This is a genomic window from Burkholderia sp. RF7-non_BP4 (assembly GCF_001521935.1).
GTDB lineage: Bacteria > Pseudomonadota > Gammaproteobacteria > Burkholderiales > Burkholderiaceae > Burkholderia > Burkholderia diffusa.
On the sequence record NZ_LOTA01000053.1, the window covers coordinates 1 to 20,786 of the forward strand.

General features: G+C 61.9%; 23 protein-coding genes and 1 pseudogene. 8 read left to right on the forward strand and 16 right to left on the reverse strand.

Annotated elements, in window-relative coordinates:
* Positions 1-295: 295 nt before the first annotated feature.
* From WS49_RS18285 to WS49_RS18330, 11 genes are all read right to left on the reverse strand, one after another.
* Positions 296-1,153 (reverse strand): hypothetical protein, encoded by an 858-nt coding sequence (locus WS49_RS18285; protein ID WP_373557197.1) that lies wholly within the window; start codon positions 1,151-1,153, stop codon positions 296-298.
* Positions 1,154-1,221: 68 nt separating this feature from the next.
* A complete protein-coding gene (locus tag WS49_RS18290; protein ID WP_059531442.1) occupies positions 1,222-3,531 on the reverse strand; it encodes a DNA-directed RNA polymerase in 2,310 nt (769 codons plus the stop codon).
* Between the two features lie 447 nt (positions 3,532-3,978).
* Positions 3,979-4,182 carry a hypothetical protein gene (locus tag WS49_RS18295; protein WP_059531445.1) on the reverse strand — a complete coding sequence of 68 codons (204 nt, stop codon included), beginning with the start codon at positions 4,180-4,182 and terminating at the stop codon, positions 3,979-3,981.
* Positions 4,183-4,338: 156 nt separating this feature from the next.
* Positions 4,339-4,527 carry a hypothetical protein gene (locus tag WS49_RS33800; RefSeq protein WP_082725538.1) on the reverse strand — a complete coding sequence of 63 codons (189 nt, stop codon included), beginning with the start codon at positions 4,525-4,527 and terminating at the stop codon, positions 4,339-4,341.
* Entirely contained in the window at positions 4,524-4,763 is a 240-nt protein-coding gene (locus tag WS49_RS18300; RefSeq protein WP_059531448.1) for a hypothetical protein, read from the reverse strand. Before WS49_RS18300 ends, WS49_RS33800 begins: the two co-directional genes overlap by 4 nt.
* A 174-nt stretch (positions 4,764-4,937) precedes the next feature.
* Positions 4,938-5,327, reverse strand: a complete 390-nt coding sequence (locus WS49_RS18305) for a dATP/dGTP diphosphohydrolase domain-containing protein (protein WP_218921272.1) — start codon at positions 5,325-5,327, stop codon at positions 4,938-4,940.
* Positions 5,314-5,547, reverse strand: a complete 234-nt coding sequence (locus tag WS49_RS18310; protein WP_257127737.1) for a hypothetical protein — start codon at positions 5,545-5,547, stop codon at positions 5,314-5,316. The genes WS49_RS18305 and WS49_RS18310 overlap by 14 nt, the downstream gene beginning before the upstream one ends.
* Before the next feature lie 129 nt (positions 5,548-5,676).
* Positions 5,677-6,468 (reverse strand): ribonuclease H-like domain-containing protein, encoded by a 792-nt coding sequence (locus WS49_RS18315; protein ID WP_059531455.1) that lies wholly within the window; start codon positions 6,466-6,468, stop codon positions 5,677-5,679.
* Complete coding sequence (locus WS49_RS18320) at positions 6,465-6,854, reverse strand: endonuclease domain-containing protein (protein WP_059531458.1); 390 nt, start codon at positions 6,852-6,854, stop codon at positions 6,465-6,467. Before WS49_RS18320 ends, WS49_RS18315 begins: the two co-directional genes overlap by 4 nt.
* The gene (locus tag WS49_RS18325) at positions 6,826-7,761 is read right to left on the reverse strand and encodes a phosphodiesterase (RefSeq protein ID WP_257127736.1); all 936 of its coding nucleotides are present in this window, start codon (positions 7,759-7,761) and stop codon (positions 6,826-6,828) included. Before WS49_RS18325 ends, WS49_RS18320 begins: the two co-directional genes overlap by 29 nt.
* The gene (locus WS49_RS18330) at positions 7,758-8,588 is read right to left on the reverse strand and encodes a hypothetical protein (protein ID WP_059531461.1); all 831 of its coding nucleotides are present in this window, start codon (positions 8,586-8,588) and stop codon (positions 7,758-7,760) included. The genes WS49_RS18325 and WS49_RS18330 overlap by 4 nt, the downstream gene beginning before the upstream one ends.
* 26 nt (positions 8,589-8,614) lie before the next feature.
* On the opposite strand from WS49_RS18330, the gene WS49_RS18335 reads away from it, so the two are divergent.
* The 6 genes and pseudogenes from WS49_RS18335 (at position 8,615) to tsaD (ending at position 12,938) form a co-directional block, all read left to right on the forward strand.
* Positions 8,615-9,082: a hypothetical protein gene (locus tag WS49_RS18335; RefSeq protein ID WP_059531464.1), complete on the forward strand. Its 468-nt coding sequence runs from the start codon at positions 8,615-8,617 to the stop codon at positions 9,080-9,082.
* Positions 9,079-9,813: pseudogene (locus tag WS49_RS18340) on the forward strand (DUF1983 domain-containing protein); the annotation flags it as partial. The gene WS49_RS18335 and the pseudogene WS49_RS18340, both read left to right, overlap by 4 nt.
* A gap of 1,039 nt (positions 9,814-10,852) precedes the next feature.
* On the forward strand, positions 10,853-11,122 hold the full coding sequence (locus WS49_RS18345) for a hypothetical protein (protein WP_059531469.1): 270 nt from the start codon (positions 10,853-10,855) through the stop codon (positions 11,120-11,122).
* Positions 11,122-11,442, forward strand: coding sequence for a hypothetical protein (locus tag WS49_RS18350; RefSeq protein WP_059531472.1), 321 nt, complete (start codon positions 11,122-11,124; stop codon positions 11,440-11,442). Before WS49_RS18345 ends, WS49_RS18350 begins: the two co-directional genes overlap by 1 nt.
* On the forward strand, positions 11,429-11,671 hold the full coding sequence (gene lysC, locus WS49_RS36635; protein ID WP_441294170.1) for an Rz1-like lysis system protein LysC: 243 nt from the start codon (positions 11,429-11,431) through the stop codon (positions 11,669-11,671). Before WS49_RS18350 ends, lysC begins: the two co-directional genes overlap by 14 nt.
* A 226-nt stretch (positions 11,672-11,897) precedes the next feature.
* On the forward strand, positions 11,898-12,938 hold the full coding sequence (gene tsaD, locus WS49_RS18355) for a tRNA (adenosine(37)-N6)-threonylcarbamoyltransferase complex transferase subunit TsaD (protein ID WP_059531475.1): 1,041 nt from the start codon (positions 11,898-11,900) through the stop codon (positions 12,936-12,938).
* Between the two features lie 108 nt (positions 12,939-13,046).
* Here the strand turns inward: tsaD and folE2 are convergent, their stop codons facing one another.
* The 4 genes from folE2 to WS49_RS18375 form a co-directional block, all read right to left on the reverse strand.
* Positions 13,047-13,856, reverse strand: coding sequence for a GTP cyclohydrolase FolE2 (folE2, locus tag WS49_RS18360; protein ID WP_059531477.1), 810 nt, complete (start codon positions 13,854-13,856; stop codon positions 13,047-13,049).
* Positions 13,857-14,010: 154 nt separating this feature from the next.
* Entirely contained in the window at positions 14,011-15,915 is a 1,905-nt protein-coding gene (dxs, locus tag WS49_RS18365; RefSeq protein WP_059531480.1) for a 1-deoxy-D-xylulose-5-phosphate synthase, read from the reverse strand.
* Positions 15,916-15,995: 80 nt separating this feature from the next.
* A complete protein-coding gene (locus WS49_RS18370; RefSeq protein ID WP_059531483.1) occupies positions 15,996-16,880 on the reverse strand; it encodes a polyprenyl synthetase family protein in 885 nt (294 codons plus the stop codon).
* A complete protein-coding gene (locus tag WS49_RS18375; RefSeq protein WP_006479428.1) occupies positions 16,877-17,170 on the reverse strand; it encodes an exodeoxyribonuclease VII small subunit in 294 nt (97 codons plus the stop codon). The genes WS49_RS18370 and WS49_RS18375 overlap by 4 nt, the downstream gene beginning before the upstream one ends.
* Before the next feature lie 271 nt (positions 17,171-17,441).
* Here WS49_RS18375 and WS49_RS18380 point away from each other — a divergent pair, with 271 nt between their 5' ends.
* Positions 17,442-18,548: an aromatic ring-hydroxylating oxygenase subunit alpha gene (locus WS49_RS18380; protein ID WP_059531486.1), complete on the forward strand. Its 1,107-nt coding sequence runs from the start codon at positions 17,442-17,444 to the stop codon at positions 18,546-18,548.
* A gap of 115 nt (positions 18,549-18,663) precedes the next feature.
* Complete coding sequence (locus WS49_RS18385; protein ID WP_059531487.1) at positions 18,664-19,533, forward strand: sulfurtransferase; 870 nt, start codon at positions 18,664-18,666, stop codon at positions 19,531-19,533.
* A gap of 52 nt (positions 19,534-19,585) precedes the next feature.
* Here WS49_RS18385 and WS49_RS18390 read toward each other — a convergent pair whose 3' ends face one another.
* Positions 19,586-20,461, reverse strand: a complete 876-nt coding sequence (locus WS49_RS18390) for a dienelactone hydrolase family protein (protein WP_059531490.1) — start codon at positions 20,459-20,461, stop codon at positions 19,586-19,588.
* Between the last annotated feature and the right edge of the window lie 325 nt (positions 20,462-20,786).

Consider the following 20,786-nt stretch of genomic DNA (forward strand, 5'->3'; position numbering starts at 1 on the left):
GTGCATGTGTCCACGCGGACACTTAGCATCTGACCTTCTGCCTACCATTGGTAGGGCGTCGTTTATTGACGGCTTACAGTCTACCGAGCAAGCGCTGTCGTACGCATCGGCTCCCGCAGGAACAGACCCGCTGCCGGAATTCGTGTCTCCGGACACAGGCACATTGCGCGGGTGGTGGAAGCACCCTGAGAGGGTTGACGGCGCTGACGTTCGCCGTATGGTCCTGGAGGTCATCGCGCTTCGGAGACTCCTAAACGCTAGCGTCAAGGTAGCCTCCGAATCACGCGAGGTTTAATTACTTCTTGTCGGGCGTGATGCCCCAGCACTGCCCCGCGCGTTCATTCTCCGGGATCGATTCGGGGCTGTGCTTGCACTTGTTGATGGTGTCCAAGGCGTTCTTGTAGTCGGTCACAAGCGGATCAACAACGCTGTCGATGTACGATGCTTGGGCCGTCGTGTCGGGCGTTTGGCAGTCGCTCCCCATCTGGTCCGGAGTCGGCCGGATGCCGCCGATTGCATGCCCGACGTTATCCCCGCCGCTACCCAACGCGGACCACAGTGAGACAGTCGATGTCTGAATGGCATCCCCCTGTGCGTCTAGCTTGTCGGGCAGACACGACAGGATCGGCCGGGCGAAGTACACCACGTTGCCCTTGATGTACTCCCGCGCGGCAAACACGCGGATGTCTTTGTAGAACTGCGCTGCTGCCGCTTTCTTTTCCGGCGTGTCAACGTAGCCCGTCATGTCGTCGTACTGGAAGTTCACCAACGTCCACGTTGAAATGTTGACGTTTGCTGCTGCCATCTCGGCGGCGGTCGGCGCTTCACCGTTGTTCACGCTCATAACGATGTCGTGCAGCTTCGATCCGTTGATGATGCCGGGATACACGCCGATATCGGCACCGCGCGCCTTGAACGCGTCTTGCAAGCGCGCGATGGTGTCCTGCGAATCTGCTGCAACCGGAGCTGATGCGGGCGTGTCCACGGCAGCCATAACGCGCGCTTTGGTTGTGGCCGCAACGAGCGGTGCGCCTGTGTACGTCAGCTTGATTGCAGGTCCACTATTTGCCGGAGTGGATGCGCCGTTATCGTCGCCCCCGCCACACGCGGCCAGAAATGCAGAAAGAACAGCTACAGCAGTAAGTCGTTTAATCATTGTCTTTGTTCGATTTGTGTTTGTTAGCCCCAGTGAGAAGTTTACACGCGCTTACACGATGAAAGCTAGAACCACGCGTAAATCGATTCTCGGACCACGCTTAGATCAAGCGCCCCGTAATCGGGAAGCTGCGGAAGTGCTGCACGCTGTTCGTCTGTGAGGCCTGCGACGACGCCATCGGTCCAAGAGCGCAACAAGTCCGGCGACATCAGTTCGATAAACTGCTCGCGCGTGCTGCGAAATACATCCCCGCATTGAGCGAACGGTGCGCCGAACGAGTCGTGAATCATCCAGAAGTTGCGGACACCCTTCCCGTGCAGATCATTGACGACGTAGGCCATGTGGGAGGCATCGACGCCATGCACAAAGTTCGGGGCTACTCCGGCCCGTTGATCGTTCTTACTAAGGTCGTCCGTGTCCACCGAGAACGTGCGCGAGCGTCGCGATTCGGGGCCGCTGATTTGTGTCTCCAGGCGCACCGACTTGCGGGCTAGCCGCGCCTGCTCCACTCGCAGACCCGCAGGCGTTCGCCATACCAACGGGAGGCCCGCCGCTGTCATCACATCGGACACAGCCTGTAGGTAGGCCATCGCGTTGAGCATCCCCGGCGCGACATCAGAAAAGCACGCGTTGATTTGCGAAGCCAACCACATTGATTCAGCATCCGGCGCACCGGTCTTGTTTTGCACTTGCTCCCCGAATGTGTACGTCCCGGCGCTATACACCTTCGTCATGCTCGGACCTTTCAACAGGTCGCGGTCGATCGACATCTCAGCCCAGAATTGAAGGCGCGCCATCGTAGCCGCATCGGCAGAATCAACAAGACCGTACAGGCGCTTCGATAAGGCGTCCGCCATCCGGCCGTAATAGTCATCGCCACGCGGAGCGGGAACGAGATTCACCATTGCGCCGGCAGACGCATCGCGAGTCATCCCCGCAAGCATTTGCACCCCGCTACAGCTTCCGTCCAGCGCGCCCGCAAGGCGACTGCGGAACGCGTCACCCTCGTCCTGATACCCGGCCCACTCGAAGCACGCTGCGAGAAATTGCCACGGTTTATCCGCGCGGTGCCAACCTGTGTTGATTCGCGGGTTCTCTGCATACGAGAGAATCGCCTGTGTGTTGTCGCGCGACCACTGCTCCCGCTCCTCTGGCGTGCGGTGGACTTTCTTTCCGTCCACAGTGATTTTGTCCTCACCGGCAAGATTGCAGAGGTGGATTGCGAGCCACTTTGCCCCATCCCGACCTAGCGGCGTGCCGTCCGCGAATTCCAAGCAACCCTTACACAGGTCCGCGCCCTGTGGACTGATGATGCTCGTTGCGGGATACATCCGGCCGCGCCAATCGAGATTCCACGGGAAGTAAAACGCCTCCTCGTCTACAAGCTCTTGCATTGCAGCCAAAGTAAGCGCACTGCGGATTGTCTTGGCGCGTCGAAGCGATTCCGGCGTGTCGTGGCGGGCTTCGATGTACTTGCCATTGATAACGGCCCCGCGCATGTCCTCCGCATTCGTCTTGAACGTCTGTGCGACCTCAAGCACGCGGCGATTCACTCGAAAGCGCGTCGCCTGCAACGCATTCAACGCCGACACGATCACTTCCGACTCAATCGGGCGGCGCGTGCCCCGCACCGCTGGAATCTGGTCGTGAAGGTATCCGCCATGCGTTGCAAACGTCGTCCACGGCACGGGAGGGACAAGCATCGGCCGCCGTTCCGCGAAGTCTACGGCGAGGCCGTCGCCAGCTACCTCGTTCATGAATCGCGCTGTGAGGTGGAATGTGTTCGGCTTACGCGTGCGGCTCATCATCTTGGCTTCGCCGGTTCGCTCCTCCAGCCAACCCGTAGCCGCGCAGAAGTGATCCAGCAGAAGCAAGGCGGCCCGTTCGTATCCGAGTTCGCCGTACTCCGGTGCGCCGCCGGTCAGATTGCGGAGGCGGCCCGCCAAGGCTCCCGCGAGAGTCTGCGCACTCAGCGGTCTATCCGGGTCTGCCATCCGGCCCAGCATGCCGCAAATCGCGTCCCATGTGGCATCCGCCTGGGCGGCGACATCGACGGCGTTGAGGGGGTTGTACTTGCCGCCCTTGTGTTCGATCTTGGAGATCTTCCGCTTGGTCTGCTTGGCAGTCTCCAGGGCATCACGGAACGCACTGAGGCCCGCGTAGAGTGCTTCCCGGTTCGTCAGGCCAGCATCATCCGTCGTGCGGCGGCTACTTTGCGCTTCCCGGCAAAGCTGTTTGATCACCTTCCCGGCATGATCTAGTTGTTGAAGTCGCTCGACATGGCGTCTGGCATACGGACGGACTTCCGGAATCTCGGTAAGGGATACTGCTACGGCCTTTTCGCGAAGGCTCTGGTACTCAGCAATCGAGTGCATCAACTCCTTATAGACGTGACAAGACCGCCGCTTATTTCTAAGAGGCGGTCGGAGGTTCACCACGCCAAGGCGCGATTCACCAGGGCCAAAACTCCACAGGCCCGTTTAGCTCACTTGACGCCTAGCATCACAGTGCTAGACTGCAAGCGTCGTTACAAGAAATGCTTGTAACGATACTTGGCCTAGGGCGATCACCTCGCACAGCTCTCGCCCTAACCTGCTCAACGCAGATGGAACCACGCCAAGATCAAGTAGTTCACAGCGATTGCGAAGTACAACACCGACGGATGAAGCGGGTGCATGTCGCACCTCCTTACTCAGGTTTAAATTAGCCGCCGATTCCTGGCCGAGTCGGCGGCTTCGCTTTATGTAGCGGCGCTACCTGCTACACGAATTTATCCTAAACCCTTTCTTATTTTTTTTCACGAACTCTACGTATGAAGTTCGTCATTCTCGATAGCACTGCTCGCTGATAGAGGGAGACTGTGGTACGCCTGCCCGTGTGGCCGCAAGGCTTTCCGACATCTGTACCTGCCTCGCGAGATTTGGAATCGTGAACTCTTCGATCACCTTGAAGATGTTACCGAGATCGCATACTGCCTCTCGACTTAGCGCCCACAACGCCATCATGTTCCCGCCGTCGTCCTTCATGGACAGTCCGAGGCTCCCCGCCCCCCGAAGATGAGTACCTGTCGCAAACTCTCCGACGATTTCGACAGGTCATTCCTGTTCGCGACCTTGATGTTCTCACCGACTATCGTCCATGCGAAGACACTGCGTGGCCGGCGCTATCGAGAATCCGGCAAATTAAGTGAACTCGTAATACTCAGATTCAAGCTCCCGAACCAGCCGATTCACATCCGCCTGTGAGAGATAGTCTCGCGCCTCAACAATCCGCTGTGCTGCACGCTTCGGGTTGTGGGTCTCCAGAGCGCACGCGGCCAGATCGTAGAACGCGTTGTAGGCCGCTTGGTTGATGCAGGCTTGAACGCTCAAGCCGTCTCGCTCGCATACTTCTTGAGCAACTCCAGCACTTCCCGCGCGGCTGTCCGCGCAAGCTCAGTGACCACCGCTTCCGTTTCCGGGAGGTCCAGTGCCTGCATAATGGCGGCGTCCAACTCCGGATGCGCCTTGATGAACTCCTGAACCTCCCTGGCGGCCGGGTCTTGATGCATTCCCAGCGCGTCCAGCAGCGACGCCGCGATAAATGCCTTGGCTACGATTTCCTTCAAATCTTCTCCTTGTACGTTCGTTGATACTCGCGCTCGCACTCTTGATAGATGCGTTCGGCGCGTGCTGCCGCTTCCTTTCGATCCGCTGCGGATGCGTTTGGATTCTTCGCGTCCTGCAACGCTGCGTATAGGTCGCTGTTAGGCGCTACCCGCGTGTCTTTGTAGTAGACGGACTTAGACCGGCTGGAGGACACTGGCATCTCGGTTATGTCGCAGTTGCGCGAGGAACAGGGCGTTTGTTGCGATATGCCATTCCTCCGGATAGCCGCTTTCCGGGTCATTCAATTGGCCGCGCGCGCGTGCATTTTGGTGACGACGGATAGCGGCGGTGTAGCGAGTCTCCGCGTCCTCAACGCCCTGCCACGAATGCGGCTCATAGCCCTTCACCTCGATAGCCCAGGTCATCACCTTGACGACGCCTAAGAGCGCATCCGGACAACCGAACTCCAGCAGATCGAAACGGGGCTTACCGCCGTCGAACTTCATCCCGCGCGCGCGCGTCGGCTCAAGGCCCGCGACATAAATCCGACCGGCTGTCGTCGCCGCAGTCTTAACGCCTTCCATACTTCCTCCTCATCTTTCTCAGCTTCTTCGCGAGACGCTTCCCGAATCGCTCAGGGTCAATCGCGCCGCGCTCCTGCATCACCAAAAGAAAAGCCGCCAAGTCGGCGGCCTCGTCTGTCAATTTCCGTCTACCCCAATCACTCCGGGCGTTCTTCATCGCGGCTTGCGTGAACTCCGCCGCTTCCTCTGCTGCGTGAATAAGTAAGGGCTTCATCGGCATAGGCATGGAATCCACGCAGCCACTCGCCACGGGCGAATGTGCCGCGATCAAAAGGAACGTCCGCAACGTCGAATCCCTCCGACGCTGCTATACGCCCGCATTGGTAGAACGTTGGAACGTGTGAGGTCATCAGCTAACCAACAGGTTCGCCTTGTGCTGCTTCGAATTGACCGTTAGGCGGCCACGGCTCCATGCGCCGCACGCTTGACAGTGGAATCGCGGGTACTGCCCGACTTGGGTATAGCGGAGGCCCTTCCGGCGTACGTTCGTACTCCCGCATCGGTCACACTTCGGGCCGTCGCCTACAGCGCTGTCGTAGTTGCCTACGTTCGGGTGTCCCGTGATCCACGGCCGGAGGACAAGGTACAACTCCTCCAGACTCAGCACGTCATCCGTGTTGTAGGCCCGCATTTCGGCCGCTGCTGCCGGATTGCCCGCGAGGTATTCGCGCCAAAGCTCGAAGCCGGGAAACTGCGCATGCTTCTGCTTTTTATGTGTCTTGCACAGCTTCGCCGTGAGCCATTCCAGCTTATTTGACGTGAACCCGAAATGCTTCCGGGCCTCTAGCATCGTATCGACAACGCGGAACGGCGACGGCGGCTGCATGCCAAGCAAAATGAACCGCGCATTGATCTTTCGTACATCAAACTTGACACCGTTCTGTGCGACGACGATATCGGCTTGATCCAGCAGTTTCCACAGCTTGCGGACAATGCGCCGGTCGTCCTCCTTGTTTCGCTGCCCGCTGGTGTCGTGGTAGATCACGCGGGGATCGTCCAGCCACTTCGCACAGAATGACAAGATGCACCATTCGCTGTGAATCTGGTTCAGCCCGACGTTCTGTTTCCAGAGCGACCACACGTGAGCCAGGATCGGAGAAGTTTCGATGTCCAAGGACAGGATGCGGGGCTTCTTCCTCACTTGCGGGCCTCCGCCTTCTTCGCTGCGCGTCGCTTCGCTGCATTCTTCTTGGCCGCCTCCTTCTTCTCCTCCGGCGTCTTGTGCAGCGGATGGAACACGAACGACGGGAAAAGCTGGTAATGCTCGATGTAGTCGGCGCACTTGCGGAGGAACGTCGGAACCGGAACACCACCGCCTACGCGGCCGGCCCAGTTCTCGACGCGGCCCAATACTGCGTTCACCCAGCGAGGAAGCGCCGCCCGCATCATCCCGGATTTGTGGCAGTGGTCGGCTACGATGTCGTCAGTAAGATGCCAACCAGTGATCGGGCATCGGTTGCCCTGCTCTTTCCGCAACTTCTCGCGGTAGTCTGCCAAGTCACCCTTGGACAATTTTTTGAAGGTCATTCAACTCCTGTGTTACGCGCGCTTCCAGGCGCTCCAAAGCGCGCTCGATGTGGGGGCAGTCGGGGAATGCTTCCGCGACGTTCGCGATACTCGCTTGGGCGTCCGTACGCAGCCATAGTAGGCCCGCTTGTTCTACGAGGGCATCAGCCCATGTCGCGCCGTAATGATCGGCGTATGCGGTCTGTACGCGGTCGTAGGCGTCCTCCTTGTTCGTGACTCCAGCGAGGTACTTCACGGCTCGGGCGTCACCGCACTGCTGACCGAAGAGCAACGGCAGTCCGGGGATGTTGTCGGCTGTGTCGCCTTGGAGCATTTGCAGGTAGAACCACTTAAGGCCGTACTGCAACCCATCCGTACCGGTTACGTCGAACGCACCACGCGGGACCGTCGTTAACTCCCATGACATCCAGTTGATATGTAGGCCCGGAAGCATCCGCATATCCTTGTCCCGCGTCGAAATGGCAATGTCCGACAGGTGCGAGCAATGGGCCATGCCGTCATCGGCTTCTCGCGTTACCCAAACCTTAGGACGGAAGTTCGGCCCCTCGTAATGCTCAAGGACTTCCCGGAGGAATTGCCAGTTACGCGGCTTGCGTTTGTGGCGTTGTCCTTGGTACGGCTTAACCGTCGCAATGAGAAACCGGTGCGCCTTCGTGCAACCGCTCGCGGACAAGTGGACAACTACCGATTCCGATCCAGTGCGCAGACGCGTTGTCTCGATGCGGTCGAACGCGGATCGTCGCGCCTGACCCGGCTGGGTGTCGTCGTTGCCCGCTGCGAAGTAGGCTAGATAGTCGCCGTCCAGGTGAAGGACTCGCCCCGGCTCGATGGGCGGGAATGTTCCCGCCCCAGCTTGAGGACATTCCGCCGCCGCACGCGCTATCTTTGCGCGTAGAGCCTCGTTCAACCGATAGCGGCCAGCGGGTCGGCTGCTGCTTCGTTCTCCGGCGTACTGCGTTCCGGCGTTTCCGCATCCGGAAGGTCCGGCTCTTGACCGCCAGCGGCGACAATGGCCGCGAGCGGGTGCGCCTTCCAGTTCTTCGCGGACATGATCTTTTCCTGAATCACGTTCTTCGAACGCTCCGGACTGACAACCTCGCCGGTCTTTTCGTCCTTGCGCTCCGGGTACTTGCCTTCGATAAAGATCGTGTCCCACATCTCCTTATCGGCAACGTCCCAGATGAACGCCTTCACATCCGTAAGTGCAGCCGCGACCTCGACCAGAACCGGCTTACCCGACAGCGGGTCTTGCACCGTCGTACCCTTCACGTTGTAGCCGTTCGGGCCGCGCAGATTCGCATACGTGCGCTTACCGTCCTTGCTCTTGCGATGGAAAATCTCCACGATGAACGGCTTACCCAGCAGTTCGGCCATGTGTGTAGCCGTGCCGCCGTGCGCGGCGTTCATCGATGCAAACAGCTTGAAGAAATGCGCCTTCTCGCTAAAGCTCAGGGTCTCTTGAGCCGTGATGCGAATCGGGATCAGCGTCCCGTCTGCTGCCTTGATCGGTTCGTGATTCGGGCCGCTCAGTTCGAACACAAGATCGACCTTCTCGCGGTCGCGCTTCTTGCCCTCGAATTCTTCCTCATGCGTGCCAAGCTCGAAGTAGCCGACGAATCGTGCACGCGCGATGCCAGCAGCCGGAGGAGTCCACTCTCCGCCCGCCTGCGCCTCGTTCATGTTCGGGCCGGTTTTCTTCGCTTCTGCAATTTTCGCTTTGAGGTCGTATGCCAAGTATAGAATTTCCTTCTCGTTAATGAATGAAAGACGGCGTGTACCGCGAATCACCCGCGCCCAAATGGCTCATCCAGCAAGGCGGGATGCCGCAGTCATTCAGCCCGACCGAGATTGCGAACTACGAGGTTCAGGGTGCGGGCGGCGAGTGGGCCAAGGCGGCAATGTGGCTCGCGATTCGTGCGTTCTATGCCCGGAAGAACTTCAACGGCCTTGCGCTCCTGGTCAATCAGGTTCACGACGCGCTGTACAAGGATGCGCACAAGTCTGTCCTGTTTGAATCGAGTGCGCTCCTTCATGCATGCATGCTCGCCGCGTCGGACTTCATGGAGTGGTATTTCGGTTGGACGATCCCCGTCCCGGTTCCGAGTGTCACGGTGCACGGCGACAACATGATGGAGGAGAACACCTTTACGGGCGACTTCGACGAACGCGCGGAGCAATTCCGCGTTGAACTGCGACAGCAGTACATGGGCGGCTATCCGCGCAGATGAATCCGCCTATGGCCGGTGACGATGGAGGTAAAGCTGGCTCCGCTTCCGTTTACGCGGGCGTCTGGTCGGAACAGTCGGCACGCGCAGAGGCGGACCTAGCTCTTGCAAATCGCGTCGATACAATCACGGCCCAGTTCGAGAATGCCAATAACGAATTGATAGCGGTGGTCCGTACCGAATCCGAAGCGCGCGCGACAGCGGACAGCGCGCAGGCACAGCAGATCACGACTGTACAGGCACAGGCAAACGACAACGCCGCCGCAGTTCAAACCGTCGCCAAATCATACGCCGATCTCAACGGGCAATTGTCCGCCTCGTACACCGTTAAGACACAAATCACGAAAGACGGCCGGACGTACATGGCGGGCATCTCGCTAGGCGTCAACGGGAGCGGCGGTGACGTGGAATCGCAAATTTTGATGTCCGCATCACGGTTTGCAATCATCGATCCGAACGGCTCCGCCGTGAGTTCTCCGTTTATCGTGCAAGGCGGACAAGTGTTTCTCAATGACGTGTTCATCGGAAATGGGCGCATCACGAACGCGATGATTGGGAGTTACATCCAGTCCGACAACTACGTGGCGGGGCGGCAAGGATGGCGGCTTGATAAGAGTGGCTGGTTTGAAATCAACAATACGGACGGACAAGGAAACCGATTGAACATTGACAGTAACGGCGTGCGGGGCTTCGACGCTAACGGAACCCTCCGGTATCGCCTCGGGTTCTACTAATGCCTGTAGGTCTGCAAATCTGGGACCAGCAAGGCCGCATCGCTCTGGACGCAACTACTCGCGCCGGACGTGTGGTCGGAGTGGTTCGACTGGATGAAAGCGGTAGCTCTGGCTCAAGAGTAGCCGATCTTTCTGGCGGGACGCCCTTTTGGGCGTTCACTCCAGACTGGCAATTTCGGCACGTTTCGGGTAACGCGCCTGTCCCTGTAGTACAAATCGACGTGAACGGAATTAGCTGGTTCTACTCCGGATCGTCAACAAACTATCGAACGCCGATGCCGGGAACCCTCGTCTATGGGGTCTACTGATTGACTGTCGGGTTTCAGGCGTTCACTGATGGTGGGCTGTACCAGATCGACGGACGGACGCCAAACTTTCAATGCGTTCAGTCACTCGCCGCAGTGTCCCAAAGCATGGGTCTTCATGTTGCCTACAACGACGTTGGCAAGTGGTTCGACGGTACGTTCTGGGTCGCAACATTTTCGTTCACGGCTAACACGCCGCTGTACGCCTTCGCATCAGATGGAGGAGTCGGCGCTACCGTCTGGGACCATCAAGTCTCCGGCAACTTCCACACAATCCGAATCGTTACGTGGCAGCAAACAACGGTTCGATTCTTCGTATTCGACACGACGCCGCCGGTCGGCGGAAATTTCGGATTGCAAGTATTTTCGGAGACTGGCGCCCTCGTCGCGGATTCATCGCGGCCGTTTTACCGAGTTGTGGACGCGTTCCATATTCAGTACGTACCCGGTTATGGCTGGAACGGTAGCGGTATAGGTCATCCACATCCGCCTACGGAGTCCCGCTCTTACGGCCGCCCGGTGCTCGTATCGTGCCCGTTCCCATGCCATACCCTCATTTCAGGTGACGGTACATACCGGCCCAGTCTCACTCTATTTCGAACGGCCGGAGACACGGTTGCGTGGTATCAGCAGGATTGGGCGGGAACGCCTCCGAACTGGGTAGGTTTCAGCGAGGCGTATCACTTGCACTTCCTCGTCATCGACGGGACTGGCCTCATCTAACAAAGGAGCAAATGGGCATTTTTCAGGAGGCGGCCGATAGTGCCGCCGCATCAGCGGTGAAGGTAGGAGCAGCAACCGGAACCGCGCTTTACGGCCTCACTACTCTGCCGCTCAGTACCTACGCGGCGATCGCTTCGATTGTCCTATCGGTCTGCTATATCTGGGGCGCTTTGCCCCGTGTGGCACGTACTGCGGTGGCGCTCAAGAGCGGCTTGATCGATAAGGACTGGTCCCTGTGGCGCAAGCTGGGCGACCAACCAACGCCAAAGAAAGACGACTGATGCGGGGAATTGATCAGATTCTCGCGGCCCTGTTCCTTGTCGCGGCAATAGGTGCGGCCGGTGCGGGACTCTACGCAAAGCACGAGCACGCGCGCGCGAGCGAACTAGAGGACCGGGTGCAGAAGGTCGAACGGGAGCGAGATGGGTACGCGCGGGCGCTCGACGCGCAGAAAGACGCGGAAAGAGCGGCGCAGAAACGCGCGAAGGCGGCCTCAGACAGGCTGGCAGAGGCGATCAAGGTGAACCCTGCGGTTGCTGAAACTGTCGTCCCTGATGTTGTCTGGGACGCGATCTACGGGGATGCGAATGCGGGGAATTAAAATCGGAGGGGCCGCGATCATTGCGGCGGTACTGGCGGGGTGTGCTGCGGGGAGTTCGGGAGGTATTCCGGACGCGTACTTGCAAGACTGCGCCCATGCACCGCGACCGGCAGGTAAAACGGTGGCGGATTTGGCTCAAGCTCTGATTAATGAACGAGCCGCGATGGAGGCTTGCGACTGGCGGGATAAAGCCGCCCTCCGGGCGTGGAAAACGGGGGCGGTTCGCTAGTCTCCGTGCTGGGACACATTGCTAGTACACGCGCACTCAGAACACCGAAAAATACCCTTTAAAATCAACGGCATTAGCGATGTCATAAGTTTCCATGGCGCGGATTGTACCTGCCCGGCCGCGCACCCGGGCCGCACCCCAGCGGCGGCAGGCCCTCGCCTGCTATAATTTGCGGTTACGTTTACCTTCCCGCGGCGCGCTCGACGCAGCTCGCCCCGCCTCTACCATGCTCGTTCTCGGCATCGAAAGCTCCTGCGACGAAACCGGCCTCGCGCTCTACGACACGCAGCGCGGCCTGCTCGCGCACGCGCTTCATTCGCAGATCGCGATGCACCGCGAATACGGCGGCGTCGTGCCCGAGCTCGCATCGCGCGACCACATCCGCCGCGCGCTGCCGCTGCTGGAGGAAGTCATGGCGCAAAGCGGCACGCACCGCGAGGACATCGACGCGATCGCATTCACGCAAGGCCCCGGCCTCGCCGGCGCGCTGCTGGTCGGCGCGAGCATCGCGAACGCGCTCGCGCTGGCATGGAACAAGCCGACCGTCGGCATCCATCACCTCGAAGGCCATCTGCTGTCCCCATTGCTCGTCGACGAGCCGCCGCCGTTTCCGTTCATCGCGCTGCTGGTGTCGGGCGGCCACACGCAGCTGATGCGCGTGACCGATGTCGGCGTGTACGAGACGCTCGGCGAGACGCTCGACGACGCGGCCGGCGAAGCCTTCGACAAAACGGCGAAGCTGATCGGCCTCGGCTACCCGGGCGGCCCGGAAGTGTCGAAGCTCGCGGAAACGGGCACGCCGGGCGCCGTCGTGCTGCCGCGCCCGATGCTCCATTCGGGCGATCTCGACTTCAGCTTCAGCGGCCTGAAGACGGCCGTGCTCACGCAGATGAAGAAGTTCGAGGCGGCAAAACTCGAAGGCGAAGCACTCGAACGCGCGAAGGCCGATCTCGCGCGCGGCTTCGTCGACGCGGCCGTCGACGTGCTCGTCGCGAAGTCGCTCGCCGCACTCAAGAAGACGAAGCTCAAGCGCCTCGTCGTCGCGGGCGGCGTCGGCGCGAACCGCCAGTTGCGCGCGGCGCTGTCGGCCGCCGCGGCCAAGCGCGGCTTCGACGTGCACTATCCGGATCTCGCGCTCTGCACCGACAACGGCGCGATGATCGCGCTCGCCGGCGCGTTGCGGCTCGGCCGCTGGCCCGAGCAGGCGAACGCCGACTACGCGTTCACGGTGAAACCGCGCTGGGATCTCGCGTCGCTCGCACGCTGATTCGCACGACGCACCGGCACGTTTCGGAATACGCCAGCCAAAACACAAAGGCCGCTCGATCGAGCGGCCTTTTCCGTTGCAGCGGCAAAACGCCGCAGCGGCACAACGTTACGCGGCGTGCCGCTTGTCGCGCTCGATCAGCGCATACGCGCTGTGATTGTGGATCGACTCGAAGTTCTCGGCTTCGAGCACATAGGCGACCACGCGCTCGTCCGCATCGAGACGCTGCGCGACGTCGCGCACCAGATCCTCGACGAACTTCGGGTTTTCGTACGCACGCTCCGTGACGAACTTCTCGTCCGGACGCTTCAGCAAGCCCCACAGCTCGCACGACGCCTCTTCTTCCGCGATGCGGATCAGCGCCTCGACCGGCAGGTCGGCCGCGAGCTCGGCGTCGATCGTCACGTGCGAGCGCTGGTTGTGCGCGCCGTACTGCGAAATCTTCTTCGAGCACGGGCACAGGCTCGTCACCGGCACGAGCACCTTCAGGAACAGGCGCGCTTCGCCGTTGCGGCTTTCGCCCGCGAGCGTCACTTCATAGTCGAGCAGGCTCTGCACGCCCGACACCGGCGCCGTCTTGTTTACGAAGTACGGGAACGTGACCTCGATGCGGCCGGCCTCGGCTTCCAGCTTCTCGAGCATCGACGCGAGCATCGCACGGAAGCGCGCGACCGTCAGCGGCGCACGATTCTCCTCGAGCAGCGCGACGAAGCGCGACATGTGCGTGCCCTTCTGATCGGCAGGCAGGCGCACGTCGAGATTCCAGACGCCGACGGTCGGCTGCACGTCGCCGCTCTCGGTGCACACCGTCAACGGATGCCGGACCGCCTTCACGCCCACGCGCTGAATCGGAATCTGGCGGGTATCCACCGTGCTCTGCACGTCGGGCATCACGAAGGCGGGATTCATCTGGTTCATCTTGTTCAATCCTTGTAAGCCGCGCGTCCGACGACGCGCACGCCGCGTCATGCGGCAGCCGGAAAAGCAACATGGGCCCGCAGGCCCATGTTTTCCGCATCAATGTAGACCGGTTGCGCCAGTCGCACCGACGCCGCCCGCAGGCGGCGCCAGCTTACGCGACGCGCTTCGCCTGACCGGCGACATCGGCCGCCGGGCTCAGGAAGCGTTCGCGAATCGACTTCGCGATGCCCGCGCCGTCAAGGCCGCATTGCGACAGCAGCTTCGCGGGATCGCCGTGATCGATGAACTGGTCAGGGAGGCCCAATTGTATTACGGGTCGGATAACCCCACTGTCCATCAGGGCTTCGACGCAGGCCGAGCCCGCACCGCCCATCACGCAGCCTTCCTCGACCGTGACGAGGTAGTCGTGCGTCTCGGCGAGTTCACGCACGAGCGCCGCATCGACGGGCTTCACGAAGCGCATGTTCGCGACCGTTGCATCGAGCTCCTCGCCCGCCACGAGCGACGGCGCAACCATCGTGCCGAACGCGAGAATCGCGACGCGCTTGCCTTCCGGCTGCGACGTGCGGCGACGCACTTCGCCCTTGCCGAGCGGGATTTCGGTGAATTCCTTCACCGTCGCCACGCCCGTGCCCGCGCCGCGCGGATAGCGCACCGCGGTCGGGTTCGGCTGCTGAAGCGCCGTGTGCAGCATCTGGCGGCATTCGTTCTCGTCGGACGCTGCCATGATCGTCATGTTCGGAATGCAGCGCATGAACGCGAGATCGTACGCGCCCGCGTGCGTCGCACCGTCCGCGCCGACGAGGCCCGCGCGGTCGATCGCGAACACGACCGGCAGATTCTGCAGCGCGACGTCGTGGATCAGCTGGTCGTACGCACGCTGCAGGAACGTCGAGTAGATCGCGACGACGGGCTTCAGCCCTTCGGTCGCGAGGCCGCCCGCGAACGTCACCGCGTGCTGCTCGGCGATGCCGACGTCGTAATAGCGATCCTTGAAACGCTTCTCGAACTCGACCATGCCCGAGCCTTCGCGCATCGCGGGCGTGATGCCGACGACGCGCGAATCGCGCTCGGCTTCATCGCACAGCCATTCGCCGAAGACCTGCGTGTACGTCTTCTTCGCGGGCGTGGTCGACGGCTTGATGCCTTCTGCCGGGTTGAACTTGCCGGGGCCGTGGTAGAGCACGGGATCGGCTTCGGCGAGCTTGTAGCCCTGGCCTTTCTTCGTCACCACGTGCAGGAATTGCGGGCCGCGCAGTTCGCGGATGTTCTGCAGCGTCGGGATCAGCGAATCGAGATCGTGACCGTCGATCGGGCCGATGTAGTTGAAGCCGAACTCTTCGAACAACGTGGCCGGCACGACCATGCCCTTCGCGTGCTCCTCGAGCTTGCGCGCGAGTTCGAGCACCGGCGGCGCGACGCTCAGCACGCGCTCGACGCCCGCGCGCGCGGCCGCGTAAAAGCGGCCCGACATCAGGCGGGCGAGATGGCGGTTCAGCGCGCCGACCGGCGGCGAAATCGACATGTCGTTGTCGTTGAGGATCACGAGCAGCTTCGCATCCTCCGACACGCCCGCGTTGTTCATCGCCTCGAACGCCATGCCGGCCGTCATCGCGCCGTCGCCGATCACCGCGATCGAGAAGCGGTCGTCGCCGTTCAGCTGGCTGCCGATCGCCATCCCGAGCGCCGCCGAGATCGACGTGCTCGAGTGCGCGGTGCCGAACGTGTCGTATTCGGACTCGCTGCGGCGCGGGAAACCCGAGATGCCGTCGTACTGGCGCAGCGAATGCATCTGGTCGCGGCGGCCCGTCAGGATCTTGTGCGGGTAGGTCTGATGACCCACGTCCCAGACGATCCGGTCGTTCGGCGTGTTGAACACGTAGTGCAACGCGATCGTCAGCTCGACCGTCCCGAGGTTGGACGACAGATGGCCGCCCGTCTTCGACACGCTGTCGAGCACGAACGCGCGCAGTTCATCCGCGAGCGGTTGGAGTTGGCGACGATCGAGGCGGCGCAGATCCGCCGGGTCGTCGATGGTTTTCAGCAAGTCGTACATCGTCGTTCCATTGTAGGAAATCAAACGCGCCCGCATTCTATTGCACGCACCGTAGCGTGTGCGCAGCGGCGGGCTTCGCGTCAGCTGACCCGGTTCACCACCAGGTCGGCAAGTTCGGCGAGACGCTGTGCGCGTGCGCCGAACGGTTTCAGCGCATCGTGCGCTTCGGCGCGCAGCTGGGCCGCGAGCTCACGCGATGCGTCGAGGCCGAGGATCGATACGTACGTCGGCTTGTCGTTCGCCGCATCCTTGCCGGCCGTCTTGCCGAGCGTCGCCGAATCGGTCGTGACGTCGAGAATGTCGTCGACGACCTGGAAGGCCAGACCCACGGCTCCCGCGTAAACGTCGAGCGCGGCCATCGCTTCCGCCGACGGCGTCTCGCCTGCCAGCGCGCCCATCCGCACGGCGGCACGCAGCAGCGCGCCCGTCTTCATCCGGTGCATCGTCTCGAGCTGTTCGCGCGTCAGCTTGAGGCCGACGCTCGCCAGGTCGATCGCCTGCCCGCCGGCCATGCCGATCGAGCCGCTCGCCAGCGCCAGCTCGCGCACGAGCGCAGCCTGCTGCACCGGAGTCAGTGCCGCGGCGTCGGTCAGCGCGACGAATGCCTGCGACTGCAGCGCATCGCCGACCAGCAGGGCCGTCGGCTCGTCGTACTGCACGTGCACGGTCGGCTTGCCGCGTCGCAGCGCGTCGTCGTCCATGCACGGCATGTCGTCGTGCACGAGCGAGTAAACGTGGATCATCTCCAGCGCCGCCGCCGCTGCGTTGCGCGCCGCTTCGGTCGCGCCGGTCAGTTCGCCTGCTGCATGGCACAGCAGCGGGCGAACGCGTTTGCCGCCGCCGAGGACCGCGTAGCGCATCGCTTCGTGAAGTTGCGTGGGCACTACATTATCAGCCGGCAAATAGTGGCCGAGTGCGTCCTCGACACGGTCTAGCACGGACCGCATCCATTGTTCGAATGTCATAGATCGTCGTCTTCGCCGTCCGTGGCGGCCGTTCCGGACGAAAGCGGCTTCAGCGTCGCGCCGTCGAGCACGCGAACCTGCTGCTCCACTTTCTCGAGCTGCTGTTGGCAAAACGCAACGAGGGTCGCACCGCGGCGATACGCCGCCAGTGAATCCTCGAGGCTCAACGCGCCGCCTTCCATCCGGGCAACCAGCGTCTCGAGTTCCGCGAGCGCCATCTCATAATTGTCCGGCAACGGTTCGGTGCCATTGCCGGGCGGCGTGGCGCCTGGGGATGCGGTTTTCGCCATGGACGAGGGTGTCAAATTTCAAAACAAGTCGGACATTCTACGGCAAAAGAGAATTCTCCGATCTGCCGACGTGGGCAGCCCGGCACATCTTCCGGCCCCATCTTCGACACACGGGGTGCGCACCCGGATTGCCTGCCGACAAAAAATTGACACAAATCAGGCACTTAATCCTAGCCTTGCGGGGCGAACCGGGTATAATTCCGCGTTTCCCTAAATCGATTTTTCGATGGTTGGGTTGTTCACTGCTTTCACGCTAACACCGGGAGTGGGAATGTCCAATCTGAGCGATGCGCTTCAGTTGAAGTCGGCTCACAGCCAGCTTCCAGTCACTGCATATTTCGATGAGGCGCTCCTTGAGCGCGAGATCGAAACCCTCTTCAAGAAAGGACCTCGTTACGTCGGGCACGAATTGATGGTGCCCGAGGCGGGGGATTATTTTGCGCTGCCGTCCGAAAAGGAAGGCCGCGTGCTGGTCCGCAACCCGGCGAACCAGATCGAACTGCTGTCGAACGTGTGCCGCCACCGGCAGGCGATCATGCTGAACGGGCGCGGCCACACGCAGAACATCGTGTGTCCGCTGCACCGCTGGACGTACGATCTGGAAGGCCAGCTGCTCGGCGCACCGCACTTCCCCGACAAGCCGTGCCTGAACCTCGGCAAGAGCCCGCTGCAGAACTGGCAGGGGTTGCTGTTCGAGGCCGATGGCCGCAACGTCGCGCGCGATCTCGCGAACCTCGGCACGAAGCATCACTTCGACTTCTCCGAGTATCACTTCGATCACGTCGAAGTGCACGAGTGCGACTACAACTGGAAGACGTTCATCGAGGTCTACCTCGAGGATTATCACGTCGTTCCGTTCCACCCGGGCCTCGGCAGCTTCGTGTCGTGCGACGATCTCAAATGGGAGTTCGGCGACTGGTACAGCGTGCAGACGGTCGGCGTGCACAACGCCCTCGCGAAACCGGGCAGCGCGACCTACCAGAAGTGGCACGAGCAGGTGCTCAAGTTCCGCAACGGCGTGCCGCCGGAGTTCGGCGCGATCTGGATGGTCTACTACCCGGGCCTGATGATCGAGTGGTATCCGCACGTGCTCGTCGTGTCGTGGCTGATTCCGCGCGGCCCGCAGAAGACGACCAACATCGTCGAGTTCTATTACCCCGAGGAAATCGCACTGTTCGAGCGCGAGTTCGTCGAGGCCGAGCGCGCCGCCTATATGGAGACGGCCGTCGAGGACGACGAAATCGCGATGCGGATGGACGCAGGCCGCCGCGCACTGATGGCGCGCGGCGAATCGCAGGTCGGTCCGTACCAGAGCCCGATGGAAGACGGCATGCAGCACTTCCACGAGTTCCTGCGCCGCCACCTCGGCGACATCTGACCGCGCGCGGCGCGCCGGCGCCGCATGGCATTCGGCATATGAAAAGACGGGTTTCGGCCCGTCTTTTTTTGTTTAGACTTGGAGTATCAGGCCGTTTGCACTCCAGGGAGCCGTCATGCCACATACCCACTACACCACGCTCATCTCCGCAGCCAATCTCGCCGAGCGGCTGGCCGCGGCGCCGGGCAGCGTCGCCGTGTTCGACTGCCGCTTCGATCTCGTCGATCCGGGCGCGGGCGAAGCCGCCTATGCGACCGGCCATATTCCCGGCGCGCAGTATCTCCATCTCGACCGCGACCTGTCCGGCCGCAAGACCGGCACCAACGGCCGCCATCCGCTGCCGACCCGCGACGCATTCGCGACGCTGATCGCCAGCCGCGGCGTCAAGCAGGGCCAGCAGGTCATCGCCTATGACGCACAAGGCGGCGCCTATGCGGCGCGGCTATGGTGGCTGCTGCGCTGGCTCGGGCACGATTCCGTCGCGGTGCTCGACGGCGGCCTGCAGGCATGGGAAGCGGCCGGCCAGCCGCTGACCGCCGACGTGCCGCACCCGGCCGCCGGCGACTTCCGCGCGACGACCCCGCTCGAATCGACGGTCGACGCGGCGGCCGTGCTCGCGAACGTGACGTCGGCCAAGCGCGTCGTGATCGATGCGCGTGCACCGGATCGCTATCGCGGCGAAAACGAAACGATCGATCGTGTCGGCGGCCACATTCCCGGCGCACGCAACCGGTTCTTCAAGGACAACCTGGCCGCCGACGGCCGCTTCAAGACCGGTCATGAGCTGCGCGAGACGTTCACCACGCTGCTCGCCGGCACCGAACCGAACAGCGTGATCCTGCAATGCGGGTCCGGCGTGACCGCATGCCACAACGCGCTCGCGCTCGAAATCGCGGGGTTGCATGGCGCGTCGCTGTATCCGGGCTCGTGGAGCGAATGGAGCGCCGATCCGTCGCGGCCGATCGCGACCGGCCCGAACCCATAAGCACCTGCGTGGCGCGACGACAAGGCGGCGGCATCTGCCGCCGCTTCTTCGTTTACATCACGCCGTACTTGTGGAACCACTCGATCGCGCGCTTCCAGCCGTCCTCGGCATCGCCCTTCACGTAACTCGGCCGATAATCGGCGAAGAACGCGTGACCCGCATCCGGATACACGACGATCTCCGATTGGCGCGCGAGCTTCGAGTCGCTCGTCTGGATCGCCTTGCGCATGTCCGCGAGCGACGCCTGCGTGATGTTCGTGTCCTTCTCGCCGTACAGCCCGAGCACGGGCACCTTCAGCAACGACGCATGATCGACCGGATTGAACGGCGTCATCTCGTCGGTCGAGCCCTCGACGAACCCGTACCATGCGACGGCCGCCCGCACGTGCGGATTGTGCTCCGCGTACAGCCACGCCTGGCGGCCGCCCCAGCAGAACCCCGTCACGCCGAGACGCGACAGGTCGCCGCCGTTCTTGCCGGCCCATGCGACGGTCGCATCGAGATCCTCGGTGACCTGCCGGTCGGGCACCTTGCTGATGATGTTGTCGAACAGCTCCTTCATCGTCGGATACTTCGATGCATTGCCCTGGCGCGCGAACAGGTCGGGCGCGATCGCCAGATAGCCGAGCTTCGCGAAGCGACGGCAGACGTCGGCGATATGCGCATGCACGCCGAAAATCTCGTGGATCACGATGACGACCGGGAGGTTCGTCTTGTCGACCGGCTGCGCGCGATACGCGGGGATGCTCGCGTCGCCCGAGCGGATCTCGATGGTGTCGACGTCCAGCCCGCTGCTGTCGGTCGTGATGGTCTGCGCCGACACGGGCAGCACGGCCGCCGCGAAGGTGCCGCCCAGCGCGGCCTGCATGAACTTGCGGCGCGAGAACGGAACGTGGGGAACCAGGCTGTCGACTTCGGGTTTCAACATGAATGCACTCCTCGATTGGGCGCCGCCGTCACGGCTAGGGACTCGCCCCGGCACCACGCCGGCGGACGGCGCGGATGTCGCGGCGGTGGCACCCCGCCGCAAGCGGAAACCCGGACAAGATGCCCAATAATCCGTTGTCGCGTCAACTGTCAGATGTGTAAGACTCGATTACGACGATGCAATGCCGTAGCACCCAACGGTATCGATAACCGCGGCAACCCGGCCCGGCAAGGCCATGCGCGGACGATGCGGCGAGCGTCGGCGCGCGCGCGAATGTCCGTGGATTGAAACGAAGTGACGCGCAATGAACAGGCCCGGTGCGCGA